This is a genomic window from Bifidobacterium magnum (assembly GCF_000741255.1).
Classification (GTDB): domain Bacteria; phylum Actinomycetota; class Actinomycetes; order Actinomycetales; family Bifidobacteriaceae; genus Bifidobacterium; species Bifidobacterium magnum.
In genome coordinates, this window is the sequence record NZ_JGZB01000006.1 from 20,600 (window position 1) to 45,712 (window position 25,113).

General features: G+C 59.3%; 20 protein-coding genes. 15 read left to right on the forward strand and 5 right to left on the reverse strand.

Annotation, left to right across the window (positions count from 1 at the left end; genetic code table 11):
- Positions 1 to 8: 8 nt before the first annotated feature.
- The 9 genes from uvrA to BMAGN_RS05945 all read left to right on the forward strand — a co-directional run bounded on the left by uvrA (position 9) and on the right by BMAGN_RS05945 (position 11,707).
- Positions 9 to 2,978, forward strand: a complete 2,970-nt coding sequence (gene uvrA, locus BMAGN_RS05905) for an excinuclease ABC subunit UvrA (protein WP_051126610.1) — start codon at positions 9 to 11, stop codon at positions 2,976 to 2,978.
- Positions 2,979 to 5,243, forward strand: coding sequence for an excinuclease ABC subunit UvrC (gene uvrC / locus BMAGN_RS05910; protein ID WP_022859420.1), 2,265 nt, complete (start codon positions 2,979 to 2,981; stop codon positions 5,241 to 5,243).
- Positions 5,240 to 6,139, forward strand: a complete 900-nt coding sequence (locus BMAGN_RS05915) for a shikimate dehydrogenase family protein (protein ID WP_022859421.1) — start codon at positions 5,240 to 5,242, stop codon at positions 6,137 to 6,139. The genes uvrC and BMAGN_RS05915 overlap by 4 nt, the downstream gene beginning before the upstream one ends.
- 14 nt (positions 6,140 to 6,153) lie before the next feature.
- The gene (gene rapZ, locus BMAGN_RS05920) at positions 6,154 to 7,092 is read left to right on the forward strand and encodes an RNase adapter RapZ (protein ID WP_022859422.1); all 939 of its coding nucleotides are present in this window, start codon (positions 6,154 to 6,156) and stop codon (positions 7,090 to 7,092) included.
- 161 nt (positions 7,093 to 7,253) lie between these two features.
- A complete protein-coding gene (whiA, locus tag BMAGN_RS05925; RefSeq protein ID WP_022859423.1) occupies positions 7,254 to 8,207 on the forward strand; it encodes a DNA-binding protein WhiA in 954 nt (317 codons plus the stop codon).
- Between the two features lie 117 nt (positions 8,208 to 8,324).
- Complete coding sequence (locus BMAGN_RS05930) at positions 8,325 to 9,530, forward strand: phosphoglycerate kinase (RefSeq protein ID WP_022859424.1); 1,206 nt, start codon at positions 8,325 to 8,327, stop codon at positions 9,528 to 9,530.
- Positions 9,531 to 9,629: 99 nt separating this feature from the next.
- The gene (gene tpiA / locus BMAGN_RS05935; RefSeq protein WP_026501927.1) at positions 9,630 to 10,427 is read left to right on the forward strand and encodes a triose-phosphate isomerase; all 798 of its coding nucleotides are present in this window, start codon (positions 9,630 to 9,632) and stop codon (positions 10,425 to 10,427) included.
- Positions 10,428 to 10,501: 74 nt separating this feature from the next.
- Complete coding sequence (secG, locus tag BMAGN_RS05940; protein ID WP_026501928.1) at positions 10,502 to 10,750, forward strand: preprotein translocase subunit SecG; 249 nt, start codon at positions 10,502 to 10,504, stop codon at positions 10,748 to 10,750.
- A gap of 108 nt (positions 10,751 to 10,858) precedes the next feature.
- Positions 10,859 to 11,707, forward strand: coding sequence for an HAD family hydrolase (locus tag BMAGN_RS05945; protein WP_022859427.1), 849 nt, complete (start codon positions 10,859 to 10,861; stop codon positions 11,705 to 11,707).
- 435 nt (positions 11,708 to 12,142) lie between these two features.
- Here BMAGN_RS05945 and BMAGN_RS08545 read toward each other — a convergent pair whose 3' ends face one another.
- Entirely contained in the window at positions 12,143 to 12,334 is a 192-nt protein-coding gene (locus BMAGN_RS08545) for a hypothetical protein (protein WP_238548772.1), read from the reverse strand.
- On the opposite strand from BMAGN_RS08545, the gene BMAGN_RS05950 reads away from it, so the two are divergent.
- Positions 12,269 to 13,891 (forward strand): aminotransferase class I/II-fold pyridoxal phosphate-dependent enzyme, encoded by a 1,623-nt coding sequence (locus tag BMAGN_RS05950; RefSeq protein WP_420796437.1) that lies wholly within the window; start codon positions 12,269 to 12,271, stop codon positions 13,889 to 13,891. The genes BMAGN_RS08545 and BMAGN_RS05950 overlap by 66 nt on opposite strands.
- A 99-nt stretch (positions 13,892 to 13,990) precedes the next feature.
- On the opposite strand, the gene tal is transcribed toward BMAGN_RS05950, so the two are convergent.
- Together tal and tkt are read right to left on the reverse strand one after the other, a co-directional pair.
- Positions 13,991 to 15,094, reverse strand: a complete 1,104-nt coding sequence (gene tal, locus BMAGN_RS05955; protein WP_022859428.1) for a transaldolase — start codon at positions 15,092 to 15,094, stop codon at positions 13,991 to 13,993.
- 152 nt (positions 15,095 to 15,246) lie between these two features.
- Complete coding sequence (gene tkt, locus BMAGN_RS05960; protein ID WP_022859429.1) at positions 15,247 to 17,343, reverse strand: transketolase; 2,097 nt, start codon at positions 17,341 to 17,343, stop codon at positions 15,247 to 15,249.
- A 325-nt stretch (positions 17,344 to 17,668) separates the two neighbouring features.
- On the opposite strand from tkt, the gene hrcA reads away from it, so the two are divergent.
- The 4 genes from hrcA to mcrC all read left to right on the forward strand — a co-directional run bounded on the left by hrcA (position 17,669) and on the right by mcrC (position 22,572).
- Positions 17,669 to 18,763, forward strand: coding sequence for a heat-inducible transcriptional repressor HrcA (gene hrcA / locus BMAGN_RS05965; protein WP_022859430.1), 1,095 nt, complete (start codon positions 17,669 to 17,671; stop codon positions 18,761 to 18,763).
- A 54-nt stretch (positions 18,764 to 18,817) separates the two neighbouring features.
- Complete coding sequence (gene dnaJ, locus BMAGN_RS05970) at positions 18,818 to 19,960, forward strand: molecular chaperone DnaJ (RefSeq protein WP_026501929.1); 1,143 nt, start codon at positions 18,818 to 18,820, stop codon at positions 19,958 to 19,960.
- A 195-nt stretch (positions 19,961 to 20,155) separates the two neighbouring features.
- Complete coding sequence (locus tag BMAGN_RS05975) at positions 20,156 to 21,505, forward strand: AAA family ATPase (RefSeq protein ID WP_022859432.1); 1,350 nt, start codon at positions 20,156 to 20,158, stop codon at positions 21,503 to 21,505.
- Complete coding sequence (gene mcrC, locus BMAGN_RS05980) at positions 21,505 to 22,572, forward strand: 5-methylcytosine-specific restriction endonuclease system specificity protein McrC (RefSeq protein WP_238548769.1); 1,068 nt, start codon at positions 21,505 to 21,507, stop codon at positions 22,570 to 22,572. Before BMAGN_RS05975 ends, mcrC begins: the two co-directional genes overlap by 1 nt.
- Before the next feature lie 83 nt (positions 22,573 to 22,655).
- On the opposite strand, the gene BMAGN_RS05985 is transcribed toward mcrC, so the two are convergent.
- Both BMAGN_RS05985 and BMAGN_RS05990 read right to left on the reverse strand, forming a co-directional pair.
- On the reverse strand, positions 22,656 to 23,135 hold the full coding sequence (locus BMAGN_RS05985) for a GNAT family N-acetyltransferase (protein ID WP_026501931.1): 480 nt from the start codon (positions 23,133 to 23,135) through the stop codon (positions 22,656 to 22,658).
- Between the two features lie 76 nt (positions 23,136 to 23,211).
- On the reverse strand, positions 23,212 to 24,003 hold the full coding sequence (locus BMAGN_RS05990; RefSeq protein WP_022859435.1) for a fructosamine kinase family protein: 792 nt from the start codon (positions 24,001 to 24,003) through the stop codon (positions 23,212 to 23,214).
- 151 nt (positions 24,004 to 24,154) lie between these two features.
- Here BMAGN_RS05990 and BMAGN_RS05995 point away from each other — a divergent pair, with 151 nt between their 5' ends.
- Positions 24,155 to 25,042: an undecaprenyl-diphosphate phosphatase gene (locus BMAGN_RS05995; protein ID WP_022859436.1), complete on the forward strand. Its 888-nt coding sequence runs from the start codon at positions 24,155 to 24,157 to the stop codon at positions 25,040 to 25,042.
- The last annotated feature ends 71 nt before the right edge of the window (positions 25,043 to 25,113 follow it).

Genomic DNA, 25,113 nt, shown 5'->3' on the forward strand with positions numbered 1-25,113 from the left:
AACGGGTGATGACCAGCGACGCGTTTTTACGCAAGGAAATCGACAAGGCGCCGCTCGAGGAGAGGGACGGCGGCCTGGTCACGAATCTCGACCGTCTTCCCAACGATTTGAAAATCACCGTCCAGGGAGCCAGGGAACACAATCTGAAAAACGTGGACGTGGTGTTCCCGCGCAACCGCATGGTCGTGTGCACGGGCCTGTCCGGTTCGGGCAAATCGTCCATGGCGTTCGACACGCTGTTTGCGGAAGGCCAACGCCGTTACGTGGAATCGTTGTCCGCGTACGCGCGCCAGTTCCTGGGCCGCATGGACAAGCCCGACGTCGACTTTATCGAAGGCTTGAGCCCCGCCGTGTCCATCGACCAGAAAACCACGAACCGCAATCCGCGTTCCACCGTGGGCACGATCACGGAAATCTACGATTACCTGCGCCTGCTGTTCGCGCGCACGGGCATTCCGCACTGTCCGGTATGCGGCGCGCTGGTCAGCGCCCAAACGCCCCAGCACATGGTCGACACGCTGCTCGCCCAACCGGAGGGCACGCGCTTCCAGATTCTCGCGCCCGTGGTGCGCGGACGCAAAGGCGAGTTCGCCGACCTCGTCGACCTGCTGCGCGGCGACGGGTACGCGCGCGCCATCATCGACGGCGTCATGACGCGCCTTTCCGACCCGATCAAACTCGTCAAGCAGAAGAAGCACACGATTGAAGTGGTCGTCGACCGTCTTGTCATGAAAGACGGCGTGCGCCAGCGTCTGACCGATTCGGTGGAAACGGCGTTGCGTCTCGCCCAAGGCGTCATGGTGGTCGATTTCGTGGACCACGACGAACACGAGCCCGACCGGCGCATGCCGTTCTCCGAACACCGCGCATGTCCCAACGGCCATCCGCTGGAACTTGACGAAATCGAACCGCGCACCTTCTCGTTCAACGCCCCGTACGGCGCGTGCCCCGCATGCACGGGCATCGGCTACACGATGGAAATCGACCCGGAACTCGTGGTGCCCGACCCGGACAAGACGTTGCGCGAAGGCGCCATCGAACCATGGCACACGAACAAGACGGCGACCGAATACTACACGCGCGCACTCGAAGGTCTGGCCGACCAGCTCCATTTCAGCCTCGACACCCCTTGGAAGGACCTTCCCGAAGACGTGCGCCACGCCATCATGTACGGGCACGATTTCGAAGTGACCGTCTCCTACCGCAACCGTTGGGGACGGCAGGTCGAATACCACACCGGGTTCGAAGGCGTGATCCGCACGCTGCAACGCCGCCACGAGGAAACCGAATCGGACCAGCGCAAGGAATACTACGAGTCCTATATGCGCGAAGTGCCCTGCTCCGTATGCCACGGCAAAAGGCTGCGCCCCGAAGTGCTGGCCGTCACCGTGGACGACAAGTCCATCGCCGACGTGTGCGACATGCCGGCCCGCGACAGCCTCGCATGGATCAACAACCTGGAGCTGGAAGGCTCGGCGGCCGCCATCGCCGCGGAAGTCGTCAAGGAAATCCGGGCCAGGCTCGGATTCCTCAACGACGTGGGCCTCAACTACCTGACCCTGTCGCGCGCCGCGAAAACCCTGTCGGGCGGCGAAGCCCAGCGCATCCGCCTGGCCACCCAAATCGGCTCGGGCCTCGTGGGCGTCATGTACGTGCTCGACGAACCGTCCATCGGGCTGCACCAGCGCGACAACGCGCGCCTGATCGACACGCTCCACCATTTGCGCGACCTCGGCAACACGCTGGTCGTGGTGGAACACGACGAAGACACGATCCGCAACGCCGACTGGGTGATCGACATCGGTCCGGGAGCCGGCGCGGGCGGCGGCGAAGTCGTGTACTCGGGGCCAGCCAAATACGTGACGCGAGCGCCACGGTCCATCACGGGCGACTATATCGCCGGCCGACGCAAGATCAAAGTGCCGCAAACACGCCGCCCCATAGACGAGGGCAAGGAGCTGACGGTCGTGGGCGCCCGCGAACACAACCTCAAGAACGTGGACGTCTCGTTCCCGCTCGGCGTGTTCACATGCGTGACGGGCGTATCCGGTTCGGGCAAATCCACGCTCGTCAACCAGATCCTCTACCCGGTGCTCGCCGACAGGCTCAACGGCGCGCGCATCGTGCCAGGCAAGCACACGCGCGTCGAGGGCCTCGAACATGTCGACAAAGTCATTCACGTGGACCAGAACCCCATCGGACGCACCCCGCGTTCCAACCCGGCCACGTACACGGGAGTGTGGGACAAGGTCCGCCAGCTGTTCGCCAAAACGCCCGAGGCGCAAGTGCGCGGATACGGTCCGGGACGCTTCTCCTTCAACGTGAAGGGAGGCCGGTGCGAAGCGTGCCACGGCGACGGTACGCTCAAAATCGAAATGAACTTCCTGCCCGACGTGTACGTGGCGTGCGAGGAATGCCATGGCAAACGCTACAACCGGGAAACCCTCGAAGTCACCTACAACGGCAAGAACGTGGCCGACGTGCTGGACATGCCCATCAGCAAAGCCGCCGAGTTCTTCCGCGCCTACCCGTCCATTTCCCGCTACCTGGACACGCTCGTGGAAGTCGGATTGGGCTACATCACGCTCGGCCAGCCCGCGACCACGCTCTCGGGCGGCGAATCCCAGCGCGTCAAGCTCGCCACGGAACTGCAGCGCCGTTCCACGGGCCAAACCGTGTACATTCTCGACGAGCCCACCACGGGCCTGCATTTCGAGGACGTCAACAAGCTGCTGACCGTACTGCAAGGCCTCGTGGACAAAGGCAACACCGTGATCGTGATCGAGCACAACCTCGACGTGGTCAAATCCGCCGACTGGATCATCGACCTGGGTCCCGAAGGCGGCGACGGCGGCGGCACCGTCGTGGCCCAGGGCACGCCGGAACACGTGGCCGAATGCGAGGAGTCCTGGACGGGAACGTTCCTCAAGACGATGCTCGGCGGCAACAAGGAAGCCGGCGCGGAAGGCGGACGCTAAATGGGCACCTTCGAACGGCACAGCGACGAAACATGGCGCAAAACCGCCCGCGCGCTCGAACGCGAACAGGGCGGCGCGCCCGAAGGCGCGGCGCAAGGCGTCAACGCCAACGGCGCGCCGCTGCTGGGGGATTCACGCGACCTGTTCCGCCCCAAAACTTCGGACATTCCCGCCAGCCCCGGCGTCTACAAGTGGAGGGACGGGGAAGGCCGCGTCATCTACGTGGGCAAAGCGAAAAACCTGCGCAACCGCCTGACCAACTATTTCCAGCCGTTGCACCAGTTGCATCCGCGCACCCAGACCATGGTGCTGACCGCGCGCAGCCTGGAATGGACGGTGGTCGGCACCGAACTGGAAGCGCTCACGCTCGAATACACGTGGATCAAGGAGTTCGACCCGCGATTCAACGTGGTGTTCCGCGACGACAAAACCTACCCGTATCTGGCCATGTCGGTGGGTGAAGCCGTGCCGCGCATCTGGATCACGCGCAACCGCAACCGCAAAGACACGCGCTACTACGGCCCGTACGCGAAAGTGTGGAACCTGAAGCAAAGCCTCGACCGGCTGCTCAAAACGTTTCCCGTACGCACATGCACGCCCGGCGTTTTCAAAAAGGCGCAGCTGACGGGACGGCCCTGTCTGCTCGGATATATCGGCAAATGTTGCGCGCCGTGCGTGGGATGGGCCAGCGAACAGGAACACCGCAGGCTGTGCGAACATATGGTGGGAGTCCTCACCGGACGGCTCGGCCCCTCCTACATCGCCGACCTCACACGTCAAATGAAAGAGGCGAGCGCCGACTTGGAGTTCGAGAAGGCGGCTCGGTTGCGTGACGATATCGCGGTGCTGCGCGAGGTGGGCGAACGCAACGCCGTGGTGTTGGAGCAGGGCGTGGACGCCGACGTGTTCGCGATCGCTTCCGACGAGTTGGAGGCGTGCGTGCACGCGTTTTTTGTGCGCGACGGCATGATTCGTGGCGAGCGCAACTGGTCGGTGGAGCGTGGCGAGGCTGTGGACGATGCCGAGCTTATGCATGATTTGCTGGTGCAGGCGTATGGGCGTCTGGTGGACGAGCCGGTGGCCGCGGAGGCGTCTTCGGCGGTGATCCGCGAGCGGCGGGACGCGATGGGTTCGACGCAGCGCATGACGGCGGCGGATAGCGCCGACCGTGCTCGGGCGACGAGGCGGCGCCATGAGCGGCGTGAGTTGACGGGCCGGGCGGATTTGCTGGCGCCGATTTCTCCGGTGCCGCGTGAGGTGCTGGTGGGGGTGGAGCCTTCGCAGGCCGAGGGTTTGCAGTCGTGGCTTTCCCAGTTGCGAGGTTCGCGCGTGACGGTGCGTGTCCCGTCGCGCGGGGAGAAGCGCGACTTGTTGGAGCGTGCCGGCGAGAATGCGGCCCAGGCGTTGCAGCGCATGAAGATGAGCCGTATGAGCGATTTGGGCGCGCGCACTGAGGCGATGAACGAGGTGGCGGATGCGTTGGGGTTGAGCCAGGCGCCGTTGCGTATCGAATGTTATGACATTTCCAACACGGTGGACGGCTCCTATCAGGTGGGTTCCATGGTGGTGTTCGAGGACGCGGTGGCGAAGAAGTCCGAGTACCGCCGGTTCGCGGTGCGCGGCAAGGACGGCTCGGGCGCGGTGGACGATTTGAGCGCGCTGTACGAGGTGCTGACCAGAAGGTTCGGCCACGGTTCCGGAGAACAGGCGGGGAAGGATGACGATTCCCGCGACTCCTCGCTGCGACAGGGGCACCGGTTCGCCTACACGCCCAACTTGGTGGTGGTCGACGGCGGCAAGCCGCAAGTGATGGCCGCGGCGCAGGCGTTGGCGGATTGCGGCGTGCATGATGTGGCGGTATGCGGTCTGGCCAAGCGTTTGGAGGAAGTGTGGGTGCCGGACGACGACTATCCGGTCATTTTGAAACGCAGTTCCGAAGGCCTGTACCTGTTGCAGCGCGTACGTGACGAGTCGCACCGGTTCGCGATCGACTACCATCGCAAGACGCGGCGTAAAGGCATGCTGCGTTCCGCGTTGGATTCGATTCCCGGAATCGGTCCCGCCTACCAGAAGAAACTGTTGGCGCATTTCGGTTCGGTGCGCGCCATCCGCGAAGCCGGCGTCGACCAGTTGAAGGCCGTGCCGGGGCTGGGAGACGTCAAGGCGCAAGCCGTCTACGACGCGTTCCACCATGACGGGCCGGGGCGCGGCGCCCACCAAGACACCAACCAAGATACGGACCACGGGAAGGAGCGGACCGCATGACACACTATTGCGCGGTATTGGGGGATCCCATCGACCATTCATTGTCTCCCGCGCTGCATGAGGCGGCATACCGGCAACTCGGCTTGGACGGGTGGGAATACCGCAAAGTCCGGGTCAACGAGCAGGAACTGAAGCCTTGGCTCGAGTCCCTCACGCCCCAATGGGCGGGATTGAGCCTGACCATGCCGCTCAAACGCACGATTGTCCCGTATGGCACGCTGCGCGACCGGTGGTCGCAAACCTTGGGCGTGGCCAACACCGCGGTGCTGCGCTGGGACGGCGGCCACAAACCGTCCATCGGCTTGTACAATACGGACGTATTCGGCATCGCCCAAGCGTTCGCGCACGCGCATGAAACCGCGCCGAGTACGTGTCGGACGCCCCGTACCGCGTTGATTTTGGGCAACGGGAACACGGCGGCGAGCGCCGTGGCGGCTTGCGCGTCCATGGGCGTCGCATCCGTGACGGTGGCCGCCCGTCATGTGCGCGCCAACGACGCGATGGAACGGATCATGCGCGAGCATGCGGGCACGCTGCGCATGGTGGCGCTTGACAGCGAAGCCGCGTTGGAGGCGTTGGCGGATTCGGATGTGGTGGTCAACACGATTCCCGCCGGGTTCGCGCAACCCGTGGCCGACATGCTCGCCGCGTCGGGCGTGCAGGTGCGCGGCATGCTGCTCGACGTGATCTACGGGGCTGGCTTCTCCTCGCTGAGATCCGTGTACCGGTCGCGCGGCGGCCTGTTCGTCGACGGGCGCGACATGCTGCTCTACCAGGCGTTGGCGCAGGTGCTGCTGATGACGGGCGTGACGGACCCGTTGGAATCGGGAGTGTATAGGTTGCCTAACAATATGGGTACACTGGAACAAGCGATGCGTCACGCAATCTACAGATAAGGGGCATTACCTATATGGCTCAAGTACCAGCTTCGGAAAGTGACAGTCACCAGTCGCGCACCCATGCGGCGCCAGCTTCCCCGGCACAAGGATTTGAAGTACTGCTCATCACGGGCATGAGCGGCGCGGGCCGTTCGCATGCGGCCCACAGCCTCGAGGACATGGGCTGGTATGTGGTGGACAACATGCCGCCGAAGCTGCTGGTGCCGTTGGTGGACATGATGACGGCTTCCCAGTCGTCGGTGCACAAGCTGGCCGCCGTGATCGACGTGCGGTCGCGCTCCTATTTCGCGGACTTGTCGGCGGTGCTCAGCCATTTGGACGATTTGGGCATCAAGACGCGCATCCTGTTCCTGGACGCGTCCGACCAGATCCTGATCACGCGTTTCGAATCGGTGCGGCGCCCGCATCCGTTGCAGCATGGCAACCGTCTGATCGACGGCATCCGCGAGGAACGTGAACTGTTGGACAATGTCAAGGAGCGCGCCGACATCGTTATCGACACGTCCCATTTGAGCATCCACCAGCTGTCCACGAAACTGTATGCGGCGATGATGGGTACGGGGTCGACCACCGTGTCGGTGCACGTGTTCAGTTTCGGTTTCAAATACGGCATTCCGATCGATGCCGATTTTGTCGCGGACGTGCGTTTCCTGCCCAACCCGTTCTGGGTTCCCGAACTGCGGGAGATGACGGGCCGTGACAGCGCCGTGGCCGACTACGTGCTGTCGAGCGACGGGGCGAAGGAGTTCCTCGACGCGTACGAGGAGGCGATCGCCCAAGCCATCCACGGCTATGCGAAAGAGGACAAGCATTATGTGACGATCGCCATAGGTTGCACGGGCGGACAGCACCGTTCCGTGGCCATGAGCGAGGCTCTGGCCGCCAGGCTGCGGGCGAGGGGCTTGTCCGTGACCGTTTCAGCACGTGAACTCGATAGGCGCAAAGATTGATTTTTGCGCGTTGAATTTCTACGATAACAATCATCATCCCCGATGCGTACCGGTGGGTAGATGTCCAAGATGTTCGCTATGACGGATAGTTGGTATTGTTTACAACACGCCGCATAGAGAGCAGATTAGATGAAAGAGCAAAACGGAGTGTGGGAGGTTCTTTGGCACTTCTAGATGATGTCAAAAGGGAGCTATCTCAGATCGACGGCGAGCTGTTGGCAGCCAAGCAAGCTCAGGCAACGGCGATGATTCGCTTCGGCGGTGGTTTGCGTCTTATCCAGCGCCAAATCATGGTTCAGGCCCAATTCGATTCGTACGAGGCCGCATTATGGCTACAGAACACCATCCATACGTTATATGGCCATGACGCCGCGATCACCGAAGTGGACCGTCCGACACCGATGGGCGGTTCCATCACACGCTATGTGGTGCACGTGGAACGCGGCGGAGCGGCCCTCGCATTGCAAACAGGATTGCTCGACCGCCGCAAGCATGTGGTCATGGGCCTGCCCAACGAAGTCACCAGCGGCAACATTTCCCAAGTGAAAGCCGCATGGCGAGGCGCGTTCCTCGCCCACGGCGACCTGTCCGAACCAGGCAAGGCGAGCTACCTGGAAATCGTGTGCCCCACGCAGGACGCCGCAGTCTCCCTGACCACGGCCGCACGCCGCCTCGGCATCAGCGCCAAGCCCCGCCAGGTGCGCAGCTCCGAGCGCGTCACCCTGAAGGACCCGGACGCCATCGAACGCATGCTGTTGCTCATGGGAGCGCCGCAAAGCGCCCGCGAATGGACGGGCAAGCGTTCCGACGGGGAAGCGCGCGGCAAGGCGAACCGCCTGGCGAACTTCGACGACGCCAACATGCGCCGCAGCGCCAAGGCCGCGGCCGAAGCGGGCAAGAAAGTGCGCCACGCTTTCGAGGTCCTGGGCGACGAGATTCCGGAAAACCTGCGCGCCGCCGGACAGCTGCGCCTCGACCATCCGGACGCGAGCCTCGAACAGCTCGGCAGGCTCGCCGACCCGCCAATTACCAAGGACGCCGTCGCGGGACGTATCCGCAGGCTGCTGCAACTTTCGGACAAAACCGAAAAAGCCCGCCAGCAGGCGGGGGCCTGATCCGGCCGGCCATGCGGCTTCGTCAACGGATGAACGTGGCATGGCACTTGTTTTGGCTGTATTATGCTGAATGGCAACCAAGCCATGCGCATTATGCGGTTATGGAAAGGAACATACATGAAGACACTCAAGGATCTGGGAGATCTGAAGGGTAAGCGCGTACTGGTGCGCGCCGATTTCAACGTGCCGCTCGACGGCACCACGATCACGGACGACGGCCGCATCAAGGCCGCCCTGCCGACGATCGAAGCGCTGCGCGACGCGGGCGCCAAGGTCATCGTCATGGCGCATCTGGGCCGCCCGAAGGGCAAGGTCGTTCCGGAACTGTCCCTCGCCCCGGTTGCCAAGCGTCTGGGCGAGCTGCTCGGCGCCGACGTGGTGCTCGCTGAAGACACCTACGGCGAAGACGCCCAGGCCAAGGTCGCCGCAATGAAGGACGGCGACGTGGTCCTGCTGCAGAACGTCCGCTTCAACCCTGAAGAGACCAGCAAGAACGAAGAGGAGCGTGCGGCTTACGCCAAGAAGATCGCCGCCCTCGGCGACGTGTTCGTTTCCGACGGCTTCGGCGTGGTCCACCGCGCCCAGGGCTCCGACTACGACGTGGCCAAGGACCTGCCGACCGCGGCCGGCCTGCTCGTCGAAAAGGAAGTCAAGGCCCTGTCCAAGGCGACCGAAAACCCGGAGCGTCCGCTCACCGTGGTGCTCGGCGGCTCCAAGGTTTCCGACAAGCTCGGCGTGATCGAGAACCTGCTCGACAAGGCCGACCGTCTCGTCATCGGCGGCGGCATGGTGTTCACCTTCCTCAAGGCCGAAGGCTACGAAGTCGGCACCTCGCTGCTCGAAGAGGACCAGATCGACAAGGTCAAGGGCTACATTGAAACCGCGAAGAAGAACGGCGTCGAGCTCGTGCTCCCCGTGGACATCGTGGTCAACAAGGGCTTCCCGGCCGGCGACACCCCGATCGACCCGAAGGTCGTTCCGGCAGACCAGATTCCGTCCGACATGATGGGCCTCGACATCGGCCCGGAGTCCTGCAAGCTCTTCCACGACAAGATCGTGGACTCCAAGACCGTCGTATGGAACGGCCCGATGGGCGTGTTCGAAATCCCGCAGTTCGCGGAAGGCACGCGCGCCGTGGCCCAGGCCCTGGTCGACGCCACGGAGAAGGGCGCCTTCACCATCGTTGGTGGCGGTGACTCCGCATCCGCAGTGCGCAACCTCGGTTTCCCGGAGGACGGTTTCTCCCACATCTCCACCGGCGGCGGCGCTTCCCTCGAATTCCTCGAGGGCAAGGAACTGCCCGGTCTTGCTGTGCTCGAGTAACTGGCACCAGTCAAACAATCATGAAGCGCGCCCCCCGTTGCTCCACGCATCAGGAGGCGCGCTCCTTATATGGCATATTGCGGGAAAGGCGAGTAGCGTATGAACGCACGAATACCCATGGTCGCAGGCAATTGGAAAATGAACTTCGACCATATTGAAGCGACCGCGTTTGTACAAAAATTCGCATGGAACCTGAAAAACGCGCATTTCAACTTCCGCCGCTGCGAAGTGGCGCTGTTCCCGTCCTTCACTTCCTTGCGTAGCGTGCAAGTGCTCGTACAATCGGACAAGTTGAAAATCCATTACGGGGCGCAAGCGATTTCGGTAACTTCCCAAGGCGCGTTCACAGGCGACGTTTCCGCCGACATGCTCGCGGCGTTGGGTTGCTCCTACGTGATCGTGGGACATTCCGAACGACGCAAATACCATCCGGAAGACGACGCCGACATTGTCGACCAGGTGCGCGCCGCCCTTGCCGACGGCATGCAACCGATCCTGTGCGTGGGGGAAAGTTTCGAAGAACGCCGCCAGGGCATTGAACTTGATTTCGCCGTGGGACAGGTGCGCGACGTGACGCGCGACCTTTCCGACGAAGAAGCGTCACGGCTGATTGTCGCCTATGAACCCGTATGGGCGATCGGTACTGGCATGGTCGCCACACCGCAATCCGCCCAAGACGCGGCGCATGCGATTCGCGAAGATTTGAAAGCCACGTTCAACGACCAGGTGGCACAGACCGTCCGCATCCTTTACGGCGGTTCGGTCACGTCCAAAAACGCGGTGGAACTTATCGGCCAAGAAGACGTGGACGGATTCCTGATCGGGGGAGCGGCTTTGCACGTCGACGAATTGACCACAATTTGTAAGCAAGTACTTACTACTACATCTTCACATTAAAAGCCACCATTGTTCAACGGTTTAGGCTATTGTAAAGACGGAACGAAATAAACTTGGAGGTTTTTGTGAGCGCTATTGCAGTAGTGAAACTGATCCTGCAGATTCTACTGGTTGTGTTGAGCCTGCTGCTCACTTTGCTGATTCTTATGCACAAAGGCAAAGGCGGCGGCTTGTCCGACATGTTCGGTGGGGGACTGACGCAGAACGCAGGTTCGTCAGGCGTCGCCGAGAAGAACTTGAACCGTTGGACGGTTGGTCTCGCTCTCGTATGGGTGGCCATCATCATCGCCCTCGGACTGTTCACCAAGTTCAATCTCGCCTGAGTTTGTTCACGATCCATCCGCAATCCCGCGATCCTTATGGACGCGGGATTCTTTATTATTGAGTTCATGACCGTATCGATTCGTACGGATGAAAGGAATTACGCGCGAATGACCACTTCCATTTCCGAGACCCCCTGCATTGTCGCCGACCTTGACGGCACGCTGCTGCACGATGGTGAAACTTTTGAAGACCGGTTTTTGACTGAGCGGTCCATTCACGCCATTGAACTTTTGCATGAACGTGACATTCCGTTCATCATCGCCACGGCCAGGCCGGTCAGCACGGGAATCGACATCGCGCATACGCTTCATCCCGACGCCGTCATCTATCTGAACGGTTCGCTTATCGACTACGATCCCGAACATTCCACCCCGCAATCGTTGTCCCAAAACGATTCTCCTGAACGGGAGAACGTGACGAGCATCGGATTCCCGTCCTCGCGCGCCAGCGAGATTTGCCGAACCATCATCGCACAGATCCCATCCATCCATATCGGCATTGTCATGGACGACGTACGCTACACGAATTTCGACCTCTCCCAAATTTGGACCACCCAAACTTGGCAATATACGGATTTCACCGACATTCCGGAAGGCACCGTCGACAAGATCATCATTTTCCCCACGCAAGATCAGGTACACAAATTGCATACGCTTATCCCGGAAGATCTCGCCGTCAACATTTCCGAAGGCATCATGTGGATGGTCATGAATCCGCTCGCCAACAAAGAGCATGCGCTGGAACTGATTTGCGAACGCTGGGGGAGAAGTCCCAAGGACCTTGTCAGTTTCGGCGACGATCTCATCGACATCGGCATGCTCAACATGAGCGGTACGGGAATCGCGGTGGCGAACGCCCATCCTTCCGTATTGCAGGCCGCCGACCAGGTATGTCCCTCCAACAATGACGACGGGGTGGCGCAGTGGATTGAACAGTACCTCGACTCGCGCCAATAGTCCGCATCATCCGCGAATCTTATTCCGCTCCATCATCTTTTCAACGGAGCCCCACCGTTTGCGCACGCTCGTTCCTGCGCAACGGTGTTTTTGTATGCGCAGGAGAATCGTTCCTACAGAAGTTCAAAATAGGAGCGAAACGGGAGGAAATGGCGGATCTCCGATTACAGGATCCTCTTTGAATACAGTTCGATTTTCCAGAATTCATATATGATCACAAGTTCAATATAAATATTGTGACGTACCGAAAAAGTATAATATTGAACAATATTAAATAATATTTCTTCTTTAATTATTTTATTATTAATAATAAAATAATTTTTAAAACTGTTTATATTTTATTTAAGTTCAATTAAAAATTGTTTTATTTGTGAACGACATGTCAAGATAGGAACACCGGTTGCAAAGTTCAAATATGGGGTGTAGCGTTGACGATCAAACCACCACGGAAAGGGTTTTCATATGACTGTGCAATTCAGTGAACGTCTCAATGAAGCGATGGCCCTGCGGGGAATGCGGCAGGTAGACATTGTCCATGCGGCGCAACAGCAAGGCATCAAAGTGGGGAAAAGCCATGTCAGCCAATATGTAAGTGGCAAGACGACCCCGAGGCGTGACATTCTTCAATTCCTCGCGCAAACGTTGGGCGTAAGCGAAGCATGGCTGCGCGGAGAAGACGTGGCCATGGAACTGGATCCGAAGCCGGAGATTGAACCGGTACTGGATCCGCGGGAAGAATCAGCCATGCAATCCGTGAATCTTTCGAAAAGAAATTCGATGCAAATGAGGGAGAACGAAGAAGTTGAACTCATCGCAGAAAGTTCAAACACGAATAATACGACTCGAATTGAACCCTATGATATTGAACTCACACGTAAGTTCAATACGACTGAACTACATAAAGTTCAATTGAACTCTTTAGATATTGAACTAGATGAAGTTCAAAACAGTGCCCCGCGAACAGGACGGCGCAATTTCACCAAATCGCACAAGCTCGACAACGTGCTGTACGACGTGCGTGGTCCTGTGGTACAGCAAGCGGAGCGCATGGAAGATGAAGGCACCCACGTGCTCAAATTGAACTTGGGCAATCCCGCACCGTTCGGGTTCCGTACTCCCGATGAAGTCGTATACGACATGGCGCACGCGTTGCCGCACACGGAAGGCTATTCGGATTCCAAAGGTTTGTACTCCGCGCGCAAGGCGATCATGCAGTATGCGCAGCTCAAACACATTCCCAACGTTTCGATCGATGGCATCTATACGGGCAACGGCGTCAGCGAGCTCATCAATTTGAGCATGTCCGCACTGCTTGACAATGGCGACGAAGTGCTGGTGCCTTCTCCCGACTATCCGTTGTGGACGGCATGCGTTACTTTGGCCGGCGGCACCGCCGTGCATTATGTGTGCGACGAGCAGTCCGAATGGTATCCGGACATCGACGACATCCGCCGCAAGATCACCGACCGCACCAAGGCGATTGTGCTGATCAATCCGAACAATCCGACGGGCGCGGTGTATCCGAGGGAAGTGCTCGAGCAGATCGTGCAAGTCGCCCGCGAACACCAGCTCATCATTTTCTCCGACGAAATTTACGACCGCCTCGTCATGGACGGCTACGAGCATGTGTCCATCGCCTCGCTCGCGCCCGACCTGTTCTGTGTCACGTTCTCGGGATTGTCGAAATCCCACATGATCGCGGGATACCGTATCGGATGGATGATCCTGAGCGGCAACAAGCGTTTGGCGAGCGACTACATCGAGGGATTGAACATGCTCACCAACATGCGCATCTGTTCCAACGTTCCCGCACAATCGATCGTACAAACCGCGCTCGGCGGACACCAGAGCGTCAACGATTACATTGTTCCTGGCGGACGCATTTATGAACAGCGCGAATACATTTACGAAGCGCTCAATTCGATTCCCGGAATCACGGCCGTCAAACCGAAAGCCGCGTTCTACATTTTCCCGAAAATCGACACGAAGAAGTTCAACATTACCGACGACGTCCAGTTCGCCGTGGATCTGCTCAACAATGAGAAAATCCTGATCGTGCAGGGGAGCGGGTTCAACTGGCAGCAGCCCGACCACTTCCGTGTGGTGTACCTGCCGCGCGTGGAAGTGTTGAAAGACGCGATCGGAAAGATGACGCGTTTCTTCAGCACCTACCGGCAGAACTGAGTGTTGAAGGCACAATACAAAACGACCCCCGCCAAACGGCGGGGTCATTCTTATCTACCGGTCCGCATCAAGATCGATTGATACGGATTGCGCAGAATCTCAGGCGTTCACGCGATCGATTGCAGCCTGGACGTCGGAGATGACGGTATCCCAAGAATCGATGAACTGCTGCACACCGTTGGCCTCGAGGGTATCGGTGACTTCCTTGAAGTCGATGCCCATGTCGGCGAGGTTCTTCATGACGTCGTGAGCCTCATCGAAGGTGCCCATGATGGACGGAGCGCCGTTGCCGTGATCGGCGAAGGCGAGCAGCGTCTTCTCCGGCATGGTGTTCACCACGTTGGCGGCGACGAGTTCGTCGACGTACTTGGTGTCGGAGTAGGCCGGGTTCTTCGTACCGGTGGAAGCCCACAGCGGACGCTGAACCTTGGCACCCTTGGCCTCGAGCTCGGCCCAGCGCGGATCCTCGGCGAACTTCTTCAGGAAGAGTTCGTAAGCGAGGCGAGCGTTGGCAACAGCGGCCTGGCCCATCATGGCCTTGGCCTTCTCGGAGCCGTTGGTTTCCAGCAGCTTGTCCACTGCGGTGTCCACGCGGGACACGAAGAAGGAAGCCACGGAAGCCATCTTGCTCAGGTCGTGGCCGTTGGCGGCAGCCTGGGCCATGCCGTCGATGTAGGCGTCGATGACCTGGGCGTAACGCTCGAGCGAGAAGATCAGCGTCACGTTGACGGAGATGCCCTTGGCGAGCGTGGCGGTGATGGCCGGCAGGCCTTCGAGCGTCGCCGGGATCTTGATCATGGCGTTAGGACGGTTGACCTTTTCCCACAGTTCCACAGCCTGCTTTTCGGTGGCTTCGGTCTCGTGGGCCATGCGCGGATCCACTTCGATGGACACGCGGCCGTTGACGAAATCGGACTCTTCGGCGATGTTCTTGAAGATATCGCAAGCGTTGCGCACGTCGGTGGTGGTGAGCTCGCGGATAGCGGTCTCCACGTCCACCTTGCCCAGTTCCTTGAGCTGTGCGTCGTACGGGCCGACCTGGTGCAGGGCTTTCTGGAAGATGGAAGGGTTGGTGGTCACGCCAACAACGTTGTCGTTGCTGATGAGCTCCTGGAGGCTGCCGGACTCGATACGGGTACGGGACAGATCGTCCAGCCAGATGGAAACGCCGTTCTCAGAAGCACGCTGCGTTGATTCAGTCATTATGTTCTCCTTGATTCCTAATGGATCAATTCACGTTTATTTTTACAGGCCACAATGGACTTATTGGTGTCTTTTTGTTGTAAACTGTTCAGTTTTTGATCACCAATAAGTCCAATGTTGAGTAATTCTGATCGAAAGCGATCAGGTTATGCTCAGCGAGCGGCCTCGATGGAAGCCTTGGCGGCTTCGACAACATGCTCGGTGGTGATGCCCAGGTCGATCATGTTCTGGGCGCCGTCGCCCTGCAGGCCGAACTGCTCGATGGAGACCGGCTTGCCGTAGGTGCCCAGGTACTTGTACCAAGGCATGGCCAGACCGGCTTCGACGGACACGCGGGCCTTGACGGAGGCCGGAAGGATGCCTTCCTTGTACTCTTCGTCCTGCTCCTCGAACCATTCCATGGAAACCATGGAGATGACGCGGGCCTTGATGCCTTCTTCAGCGAGCTGCTTGCCTGCGGCGAGAGCCCACTGGACTTCGGAACCCGAAGCCATGATGATGACATCCGGTTCGCCATCGGTGTCGAGCAGCACGTAAGCGCCCTTGCGCACGCCGTCCTTGGCCTTCTCGGCGGTCTCGGCGAGCGTCGGGACGCCCTGGCGCGTCAGCACCATGGCGGTCGGCAGCGTGTTGTTCTTTTCGAAGAAGTAACGGTAGGCCTCAGCGGTTTCCCACTGGTCGGCCGGACGCACCACTTCGAGCTGCGGGATGCCGCGGAAGGCGGCCAGGTGCTCGATCGGCTGGTGGGTCGGGCCGTCTTCGCCCAGAGCCACGGAATCGTGGGTCCAGACGTACAGGTTCGGGATCTCCATGAGGGCGGCCAGACGGACGGCTGCGCGCATGTAGTCGGCGAACTGGAAGAACGTGCCCGAGAACGGACGCGTGTCGGAGCCCAGCAGGATGCCGTTGGTGATGCAGCCGGCGGCGAACTCGCGCACGCCGAAGTGCAGCTGGCGGCCGTACGGGGAGACGTCAGGCCACTGCGGGGTGGCGTACTCGGCCGGAGCGAAGGACTTGGCGCCCTTGATGTTCGTGTTGTTGGAACCACCCAGATCGGCGGAGCCGCCCCACAGTTCCGGCATTACCGGAGCAATGGCGTTGATGGCTGCGCCGGAAGCCTTACGCGTGGCGACCTTGGCACCAACTTCGAAACCGGCTTCGAGCTCGTCGATGGCGGCGTCAAAGCCCTCAGGCAGCTTGCCGGCCTTGATGCGCTCGTACAGAGCGGCCTTGTCCGGGTTGGCCTGGGCCCAAGCCTGCAGCTTCTCGTCCCATTCCTTGTGGGCTTCCAGACCGCGCTCGGCGACCTTGCGGGCGTGAGCCAGCGCTTCGGCGTCGATGGCGAAGGACTGTGCGGCGTCGAGGCCGAGAGCCTTCTTGAGTCCGGCGACGGCTTCCTCGCCCAGAGCCGAACCGTGGGAGGACGGATCGTTCGTCTTACCCGGGGTCGGCCATGCGATCAGCGTGTCCACCTTGATGAAGTGAGGCTTGTCGGTGACCTGCTGTGCCTTTTCGAGCACGGCGGTCAAGCCTTCGACGTCTTCCTTGTAGGAGCCGTCGGGCTGGATGAAGCTGATTTCGTCGGTGTACCAGCCGTAAGCCTTGTAACGCTCGATGACATCTTCAGCGAAAGCGATCTTGGTCTCGCCTTCGATCTGGATGTGGTTGGCGTCGAAGATCACGAACAGGTTGCCGAGGTTCTGGTTGCCCGCCAGGGAGCTGGCCTCGCCGGACACGCCTTCCTCAACGTCGCCTTCGCCGCAGATGACCCACACGTTGTGGTCGAACGGGGAAGTGCCCTGAGCCGCATCGGGATCAAGCAGGCCGCGCTCGAAACGCTGGCCGTAAGCGAAACCGACGGCGGAAGCGACACCCTGGCCCAGCGGACCCGTGGTCATTTCGATGCCCGGGGTCAGGCCGACTTCGGGGTGGCCCGTCGTGCGCGTGTCAGCGCCGCCACGGAAGTTCTTGAGGTCGTCCAGCGTCAGGCCATAGCCCGAGAAGAACAGCTGCACGTACTGCGTCAGCGAAGCGTGGCCGCCAGAAAGGATGAAGCGGTCGCGGCCGGCCCAGTTGGGGTCGTTCGGATCGTGCTTGATGAAGTGCTGGTACAGCGTGTAGGCGATCGGAGCCAGGGAGATCGGGGAGCCTGGGTGTCCGTGTCCGGCCTTCTGCACGGCGTCAGCAGACAGTGCCTTCGCCATCTTGATGGCGCGCTCGTCCAATTCGGACCAAGTGATATCGGTCATAGGTTTAACTTTCCTTCCAATACTTCGGACGCGCGTCACGGCGCAATTGCCGCCCCGCAAACGTCCTTCACATTGCAGTTTCCCATAGTACCGGCCATAACCGACGATGCCAAGTCGGTTTTGAAAACGAATGACATACGACGTGAAGTTCTGTGCCACTTAGTGAAAACGTTTTACAAAATCGGGGGTATTTCATCCCTTTTTGCGCACGTTTTCATGTTTTCCGTTCGCCACGGCCATAAATTAGCACTCTTACCGCGAGAGTGCTAAAACGGAATAAGACACCTATGAATGATCATATTTTGCCACCCAGCAGGAGGATCGCATGAATCAGTCGCGGCGCATGCTCGTGCTGCGAGCCATTATTGAAGACTATATCCGTTCCCAAGAACCGATCGGCTCAACCTCGCTTATCCGCAACCATGATTTGGGAGTGAGCTCGGCGACCATCCGTGGCGACATGGCGGCGCTGGAAGCGGAAGGATATCTTGTCCAGCCGCACACTTCCGCCGGACGCATCCCCACAGAAAAGGGATACCGGTATTTCGTGGACCGGCTCAACACCATCGCGCCGTTGAGCGCCGCCCAGAAGAACGGCATCCGCAGCTTCCTGGACGGTTCGGCGTCCTTGCAAGACACGCTGCAACGTGCGGCGCGGCTGCTCGCGAGCATTACGGGCCAGATCGCGGTGGTCACCTCGCCGTCGCTTAACAAGGCCACGGTGCGCCATGTCGAGTTCGTCGCCATGTCCGCCAATACCATACTTATGATCGTCATTACCGATACGGGAAGATTGGCGCAACGCCTTATCGCCGTCGAGGAGCTTCCCGCTGCCGACCGGCTGCACGAGTTCGCCGTGATGATCAACGCGCAATGCGTATCGCTGACTCTTCAGGCCGCGGCCGCCCAGCTCGCCCGCATGCTGGAATCGATGGGAGACACGGACGAACGGCTCTTCCTGCAATCCGTGGTCCACGCGTTGCGCGCGATAGCCGACGAGGAGCATGCGGGCGACGTGTTCACTTCCGGCGTCTCGAGGTTCACGCAACACAACCTGTCGCAGGAATTGGCGCCGCTGTTCGACGCGCTGGAGGAGCAGGTGGTGCTCATGCGGCTGATGACTTCATTGAACGCGCCGTCCCCGCGCAACGTTTCCGTCGCCATCGGATCCGAGACGCATACGCCGGGACTGATGCACGCTTCGCTGGTCTCCACGGGATACGGCCATAGCGACATGCCGGCATACGATTCGGAACCCGTGGCGTTCATAGGCTCCATCGGCCCCACCCACATGGATTACGTGACCACCATCAGCGCCGTGCAAACGGTGGCACGTTACCTTACCGATTTTCTGGATCCGGATTCCGCACGCCGCGGACCACGCGACGGCCAGCCGGACGATACCGCGTCCGAACACTGACGCGACCACATGACACAATACATTCAGCAGCGTTAAGAGAAAGAAACTGTAATCGTGACTGACTATTACGAAGTATTGGGCGTAGACCGATCTGCCAGTGAGGATGATATTAAAAAGGCGTACCGCCATATGAGCCGCAAGTATCATCCGGATATCGCCGGACCTAAATTTGAGGAAAAGTTCAAGGAAGTCAATAGCGCCTACGAAGTTCTTTCCGACCCTGAAAAGCGCCGCATGTACGATGCCGGCGTGGATCCCAACGATCCTCGCGGCGGCTCCTATGGAACCAATTTCGGCGGCATGGGGGATATGGGCGACATCTTCAGCCAGTTCTTCGGCGGTTTTGGCGCAGGCGCCCAAGGGCCGATCCCGCGCACCCAACCGGGACGCGACTCGCTGGCCGCAGCGGCCATCGACCTGAAAACGGCGGTGTTCGGCGGAACCACCAACGTGTCCGTGGACACCTTCGGCATTTGCCAGCATTGCGGCGGCAGCGGCTCCGAAGACGGCTCGCAGCCCGTCGAATGCCCCACCTGCCACGGGCAAGGCATGGTTCAGAAAGTGGTGCGCACCATGTTGGGCCAGATGATGACCTCGGCGCCATGCGAAACCTGCGAAGGCCACGGCACGATTATCGAACATCCGTGCACCGTGTGCCACGGCCATGGACGTGTCCGCACACATCGCGATGTGGGCGTCTCCGTCCCAGCCGGCATTGACAACAATGCGCGCCTGCGCCTGGCCCATCAGGGCGAAGTCGGCGAATGCGGCGGCCCGGCCGGCGACCTGTATGTCGACATTCACGTGAAGCCCGATTCCGACTACACGCGCGACGGGGACAACCTGCATTGCTGGATCCGCATTCCGATGAGCTGGGCGGTACTCGGCCACAATATCGACATCGAGACGTTCGACGGACAACAGACTCTGGAAATCCCGGCTGGATGCCAGCCCGAACAGACCGTCACGCTCAAGGGCCTCGGCGTGACCAAGCTGCGCGACGGGCAATCGCGCGGCGACCTGATCGCCCACGTGTCCGTAGACATTCCCACGAAGCTTTCCGAACGCGAACACGACCTTATTGAGGAGTACGCCGAATTGCATGACGCCAAGGCGACCTCCGTATCGCAAAGCTCTAAGCCCACGGCTCCGGCCAAGAAGGGCTTCTTTAGCAAACTGAAGGACGCCTTCAACTGATTTTCTCCCGCGCCCGGGTGAAGATCCGCATGAACACATGAAAGAGGGACCGTTCCGTAAGGGAATGGCCCCCCCTTTCATATTCCTAGGCGCTGTCTCCATATGCATCTCTTCAAGATCTTCACGCACCTCATGCAATAAACGGCTTCTTTCCCCATGTTGACATAAGGAAATCGATATGGTGAGGAGATCGCAATGGAACGCCAACCCGCAATACTTCCCGAAATGGAAATATGGGAGCCGGAAGACTATGACCCCGGGCTGACCGTGCAGGCATGGATCGAACTGCTTAACGACAGGGAAGTGTTCGACAAGAAAAGTCTGGAAATCGTGGCCCGCATCAAACATTACGGAGGGCAGGCCACATGCCTCCAATTGGAAAAGTGCTACGGCGAATCCCGCCATTTTTACAACTTCGGTTCCGTACATCTTGCCAAGAAAATCGCCAAAGTTACGGGATGTCCCGTCATGGGAGCGCACATCGGCCGCAGCAAGTGGTGGCCAATTCTCTACATCGGCAGGCCCGCGCGCAAAGATGAGCAAGGAACGTTCACTTGGAGGCTCAGGGACGAACTTTCCGAAGCCCTCGACACCATCGACCTTTCCCGTGTACAACTGTATGCGGCCGCGGCCACGGATGGGGACGAAAAATCGACCATGGCGCCCGTCTCGCAAACACGCCCCGACATGTATACCAAGGAGGATTTTCTTCAAGAGGTCTACATGCCCGAACACCGCTACGAGCAAGTGGTCCGTTTGCTCGAACGCAAAAAGAACATCATTTTGCAGGGAGCTCCCGGCGTGGGCAAAACGTTCGCCGCAAAACGCCTCGCGTACTCCATGATGGGGGAATGTGACGATAGCCGCGTCGCCATGGTCCAATTCCACCAAAATTACTCGTATGAGGATTTCGTCATGGGATACAAGCCGACCGGCGATGGCGGTTTCGAACTGCAGCACGGAATCTTTTACCGCTTTTGCCAACAGGCGAGCGCAGATCCCGAAAGAAACTACTTCTTTATTGTCGACGAGATCAATCGCGGCAACGTCAGCAAGATTTTTGGAGAACTGCTCATGCTGATTGAAGAGGGCTACCGTGGAGTCGCGATGCCGTTGGCCTACGGCGGCGAACAATTCCAGGTTCCCGAAAACCTCTACATTATCGGCATGATGAACACGGCGGACCGCAGTCTGGCAATAATCGATTACGCGCTGCGCCGCCGGTTCGGTTTCGTGTATATGGAACCGGCCTTCGACACCGAAAAGTTCGCAACCTATCAGCGCGGCCTCCATAACACAACCTTCGACCGCTTCATTGCCGCAATCCGGCAGCTCAATGCGGCAATATCCCAAGATGATTCCTTGGGCAAAGGATTTTGCATGGGCCACAGCCATGTGTGCGGACGGCGTGCCGAAACCTGCACGGACGAATGGATGCGGTCCGTTGCAGAATTCGACATCATTCCCACCCTCGACGAATACTGGTTCGACGAACCGGAAAAGGTACGGCACTGGGAGAACGTGTTCAGCGAGGTATTGCGCTGATGCGGGACAAAAGCATCCTTATCAACAACATCTACCACATGCTTTCCTACGCGTTGCCGTCCTTGCGGCCTGCGGGAATGGAAAAGGTGTCCGCACAGCGGTTTGACAACATCCACGACCTGTTCGCCGCCATGCTCGTGCAAGGAATCAGGCGCCAGATCAAGCGCGGCCTGTACCGCGGATATGCGAACCGGCACGAATCTTTGCCCACAGTGCGCGGCAAAATCGATGTGCAAGGCACCATGCGTGACCGTCTGGCGCAACGGCAGCGCGTATCCTGCGAGTTTGACGAGCTTTGCGAAAACAACGTGCTCAATCAAATCATCAAAACGGCGGCAACAATATTGCTGTACCAAAGCGACACGAGCGACACTTATAGACGTGCACTCAAACAAATAATGCCGTTTTTCGACCATGTGAACACGATCGATCCGTCGAATATCAGATGGTCGTCCCTCCCTTTGCACCGCAACAACCATACGTATCGGGCGCTGCTCGGCATTTGCCAATTGCTGTTCGCCGGATTGTTGCCTACCGAACATGCCGGCACATACCGGTTGCAATCGTTTCTTGGCGACCGGCAGATGCATTACATTTATGAGAAATTCCTGTTGGGCTACTACAGGAAAGAACATCCCGAACTTGTTGTGAGCGCGGCGCATATCCCGTGGGCTGTTGACAACGGTTTGACGACAATGCTCCCGGCCATGCGCAGCGACGTCATGCTGGAGAATGCGGCCGGGGACACCGTACTGATTATCGACGCGAAATATTATGCGCGCACCATGTCCGGAAATTATGACGCGCATACCATCCATTCGGCCAACCTGTACCAGATGTTCGCGTATGTCAAGAACAAGGCGGCGTCCATGGAGCCGGGCAACCGTACCGTGTCCGGCATGCTGCTGTATGCGCGGACCGATGAAGAGGCCCAGCCGGACAACAGTTACCTCATGCAAGGCGACATGATCAGCGTGCGCACGCTCGACTTGAACCGGGAATTCCCGCACATCGCCGCGCAGCTCGACGCCATAGTCGCGCAACATTTCGGCAAGGCGGCCGCCTAACTACGGCCACATACTTGCTACTCGCTACTTGTTACTTGCCGCCCGCACAATATGCCGGCTTTAACGGACAGCCTGCGCCCGTATCACAAAACCTGTTCCATACACGTTTTTTGCACGCCCATGCCCATGGCGCGGTAGAAGGCGAGCGCCGCGTCGTTGCCTTCCCATACGTTCAGTGTCACGTTGTGGAAATGGTTGGCGCGGGCAAAGTCGACGCAGTGCCGGTAGAGCCGCGTCGCCACATGCTGTCCGCGCGCGTCGGCGTCCACGCAGATGTCGTCGATATAGAGGGTGGTGATGTCGGTGATGATGTTGTCGCCGTGGTGCCGTTGGATTGCGGTGAACGCGTATCCGAGTATGCGGTCTTGTGATGTGGCAGTCCCGTCGACGTATACGAAAATAGGCTTGTCGGGGTTGGCGATGATGTCGCGCAATTCCTGCCGGGAGTATTTGGTGCTTCCCGTACGGAACAGGTCGGGCCGCAGGTTGTGGTGCACTTCCAGGACTTGGCGTAGCAGTGCGATGATTTGGGGGATGTCGTTTTCCTTGGCGCGTCGGATCATGCGTTCATGATAGCGCGGGGAGGAAAACGACACCGGTAGTGTTTCTACTTCGTTTTGCGGAGGCAGGCGGTCCGGATCATTTGATCAGGGACCAGCACATGGAGCGGTATTGGTGTACGTAGCCGCCACCGAAGAATACGCAGTGTCCGGCGATGGGGTAGAGCTGCCAGATGGTGGTGCGGTTTTCGAATCCGGCTTTGAGCGGATGCGCGGACATGTATCCTTCGAGAATGTCGTGCCAGTAGGTGATGCCGAAAAGTTGGAGCATGGCGAGGTCTTCTTCGCGGTGGCCGCCGTGGGCCGCCGGGTCAATGAGCACGGCTTCGCATGGGCCGCGGTCGTTGGTCCACATGACGTTTCCGCTCCATAGGTCGCCGTGTACGCGGGCGGGCTTGTCGTTCGCGGCTTTGCCGAGCAGTTCGGGCAATGCGTCGATGACTTCGTTGGTCAGGTCCATGTCGCTTTGGCGCAATTCTCCGCGCGCGATGCCCAGTTGCACCATGGGGCGCAGCCGGCCTTCGGCCAGATAGGTCACGGGATCGGTCCATGTTCCTGTGTCCATGGGGACGGGGTCGTCGAGGGGTCCGAAATAGCAGGTTCCCGTATAGCCTTCGGGGGCTTGTCCGTAGTATTGCGCTCCCGCGTCATGCATATGGGCGAGCGCCGCGCCGAATGCGTGGGCGGCTTCCCGGGTGGGCATGGACGGAGTGATGCGTTCGATGTCGAGGTAGTCGTCGCCCCAGTCGAACACGTGCACTACGCGTGGGCCTCCTTGGGATTGCGCTTGGCCGAGCCATTCCAATCCGCGACCTTCGCATTCGAAAAAGCCTTGCGGTGCGTAAAGGCGCTGTTTTCTGTATACGTTCATAAGAAATCCCCTGTCGTGTGGATATGCCGGTATTCCCGGTTCCACTGTAGCGGTGTGTGTCCGTAGCGCAAATGGCCGAGTGAACAATAGGCGCGGCGGGATGTAGGGTTGATTACGAATTTCTACTCATCCATTATTCGCAAGAGGGATTATGAATTTTTTTCAGGCCATATTCCTGGGTATTGTGCAGGCGTTGACCGAATATCTTCCCGTTTCTTCCAGCGCCCATATCCGTATTGTCGGCGATCTGATGCTGGGCAGCGATCCTGGTGCAGCGTTCACGGCCATCATCCAGTTGGGTACGGAGTTGGCGGTCATTTTGTATTTCCGTCGCGATATCTGCAATATTTTGCGCGGCTGGTTCAGTTGCCTGTTCGGCCATGAGGGCAAGGATTGGCGTCACCGGCTGGGGGAGTCCAACAAGGACGCGCGCATGGGTTGGTACATTATCGTCGGCACGATTCCGATTCTTATTGCCGGCGTATTGTTCCAGGACGCCATTGAAACCACGTTGCGCAATTTGTGGGTGACGGTGACGGTGCTGTTCCTGTTCGGCGTGCTGCTGTGGATTGTGGACGACAAGTCGCGCCAGATCAAATCATTGGACGATCTTACGGCGAAGGATTCCGTCCTGTTCGGCATGGGCCAGATGCTTGCGCTGATTCCGGGCGTTTCCCGTTCCGGCGGCACCATCACGTTCGGCCGTGCGATGGGGTATACGCGTGAAGCGGCGGTGCGTGTCAGCTTCCTCATGGCCATTCCGGCGGTGTTCGGATCGGGCATTCTTGAAGCGGTCAAGGCCGTGCACAATGCCAACACGGAAGCCATGTTCCCCGGATGGGGCGCGACTATCGCCGCGACGGTGGTGGCTTTCTTCGTCGGCTATGTGGTGATTATCGGATTCTTGAAGTTCGTGTCCACGTTCTCCTACAAGGCGTTCGCCATCTATCGCATCGTAATTGCGATTATTGTGGCGATTCTGCTGCTCACGGGCGTGCTTTCCCCGATGGAAGGCATTGTGGTGGGACAAAACGCGTAACACGCGTAACGGTTCCCTCAATAAACGCGGCCCGGTTTGCCTTGTGATGGCGAGCCGGGCCGTTTTCATGG

Excerpts from the sequence above, each read along its gene's own strand:
- uvrA (WP_051126610.1), top strand. The coding sequence starts at position 9 with ATGACCAGCGACGCGTTTTTACGCAAGGAAATCGACAAGGCGCCGCTC.
- uvrC (WP_022859420.1), top strand. The coding sequence starts at position 2,979 with ATGGGCACCTTCGAACGGCACAGCGACGAAACATGGCGCAAAACCGCC.
- BMAGN_RS05915 (WP_022859421.1), top strand. The coding sequence starts at position 5,240 with ATGACACACTATTGCGCGGTATTGGGGGATCCCATCGACCATTCATTG.
- rapZ (WP_022859422.1), top strand. The coding sequence starts at position 6,154 with ATGGCTCAAGTACCAGCTTCGGAAAGTGACAGTCACCAGTCGCGCACC.
- BMAGN_RS05930 (WP_022859424.1), top strand. The coding sequence starts at position 8,325 with ATGAAGACACTCAAGGATCTGGGAGATCTGAAGGGTAAGCGCGTACTG.
- tpiA (WP_026501927.1), top strand. The coding sequence starts at position 9,630 with ATGAACGCACGAATACCCATGGTCGCAGGCAATTGGAAAATGAACTTC.
- BMAGN_RS05945 (WP_022859427.1), top strand. The coding sequence starts at position 10,859 with ATGACCACTTCCATTTCCGAGACCCCCTGCATTGTCGCCGACCTTGAC.
- tal (WP_022859428.1), bottom strand. The coding sequence starts at position 15,094 with ATGACTGAATCAACGCAGCGTGCTTCTGAGAACGGCGTTTCCATCTGG.
- tkt (WP_022859429.1), bottom strand. The coding sequence starts at position 17,343 with ATGACCGATATCACTTGGTCCGAATTGGACGAGCGCGCCATCAAGATG.
- hrcA (WP_022859430.1), top strand. The coding sequence starts at position 17,669 with ATGAATCAGTCGCGGCGCATGCTCGTGCTGCGAGCCATTATTGAAGAC.
- BMAGN_RS05975 (WP_022859432.1), top strand. The coding sequence starts at position 20,156 with ATGGAACGCCAACCCGCAATACTTCCCGAAATGGAAATATGGGAGCCG.
- mcrC (WP_238548769.1), top strand. The coding sequence starts at position 21,505 with ATGCGGGACAAAAGCATCCTTATCAACAACATCTACCACATGCTTTCC.
- BMAGN_RS05985 (WP_026501931.1), bottom strand. The coding sequence starts at position 23,135 with ATGATCCGACGCGCCAAGGAAAACGACATCCCCCAAATCATCGCACTG.
- BMAGN_RS05990 (WP_022859435.1), bottom strand. The coding sequence starts at position 24,003 with ATGAACGTATACAGAAAACAGCGCCTTTACGCACCGCAAGGCTTTTTC.
- BMAGN_RS05995 (WP_022859436.1), top strand. The coding sequence starts at position 24,155 with ATGAATTTTTTTCAGGCCATATTCCTGGGTATTGTGCAGGCGTTGACC.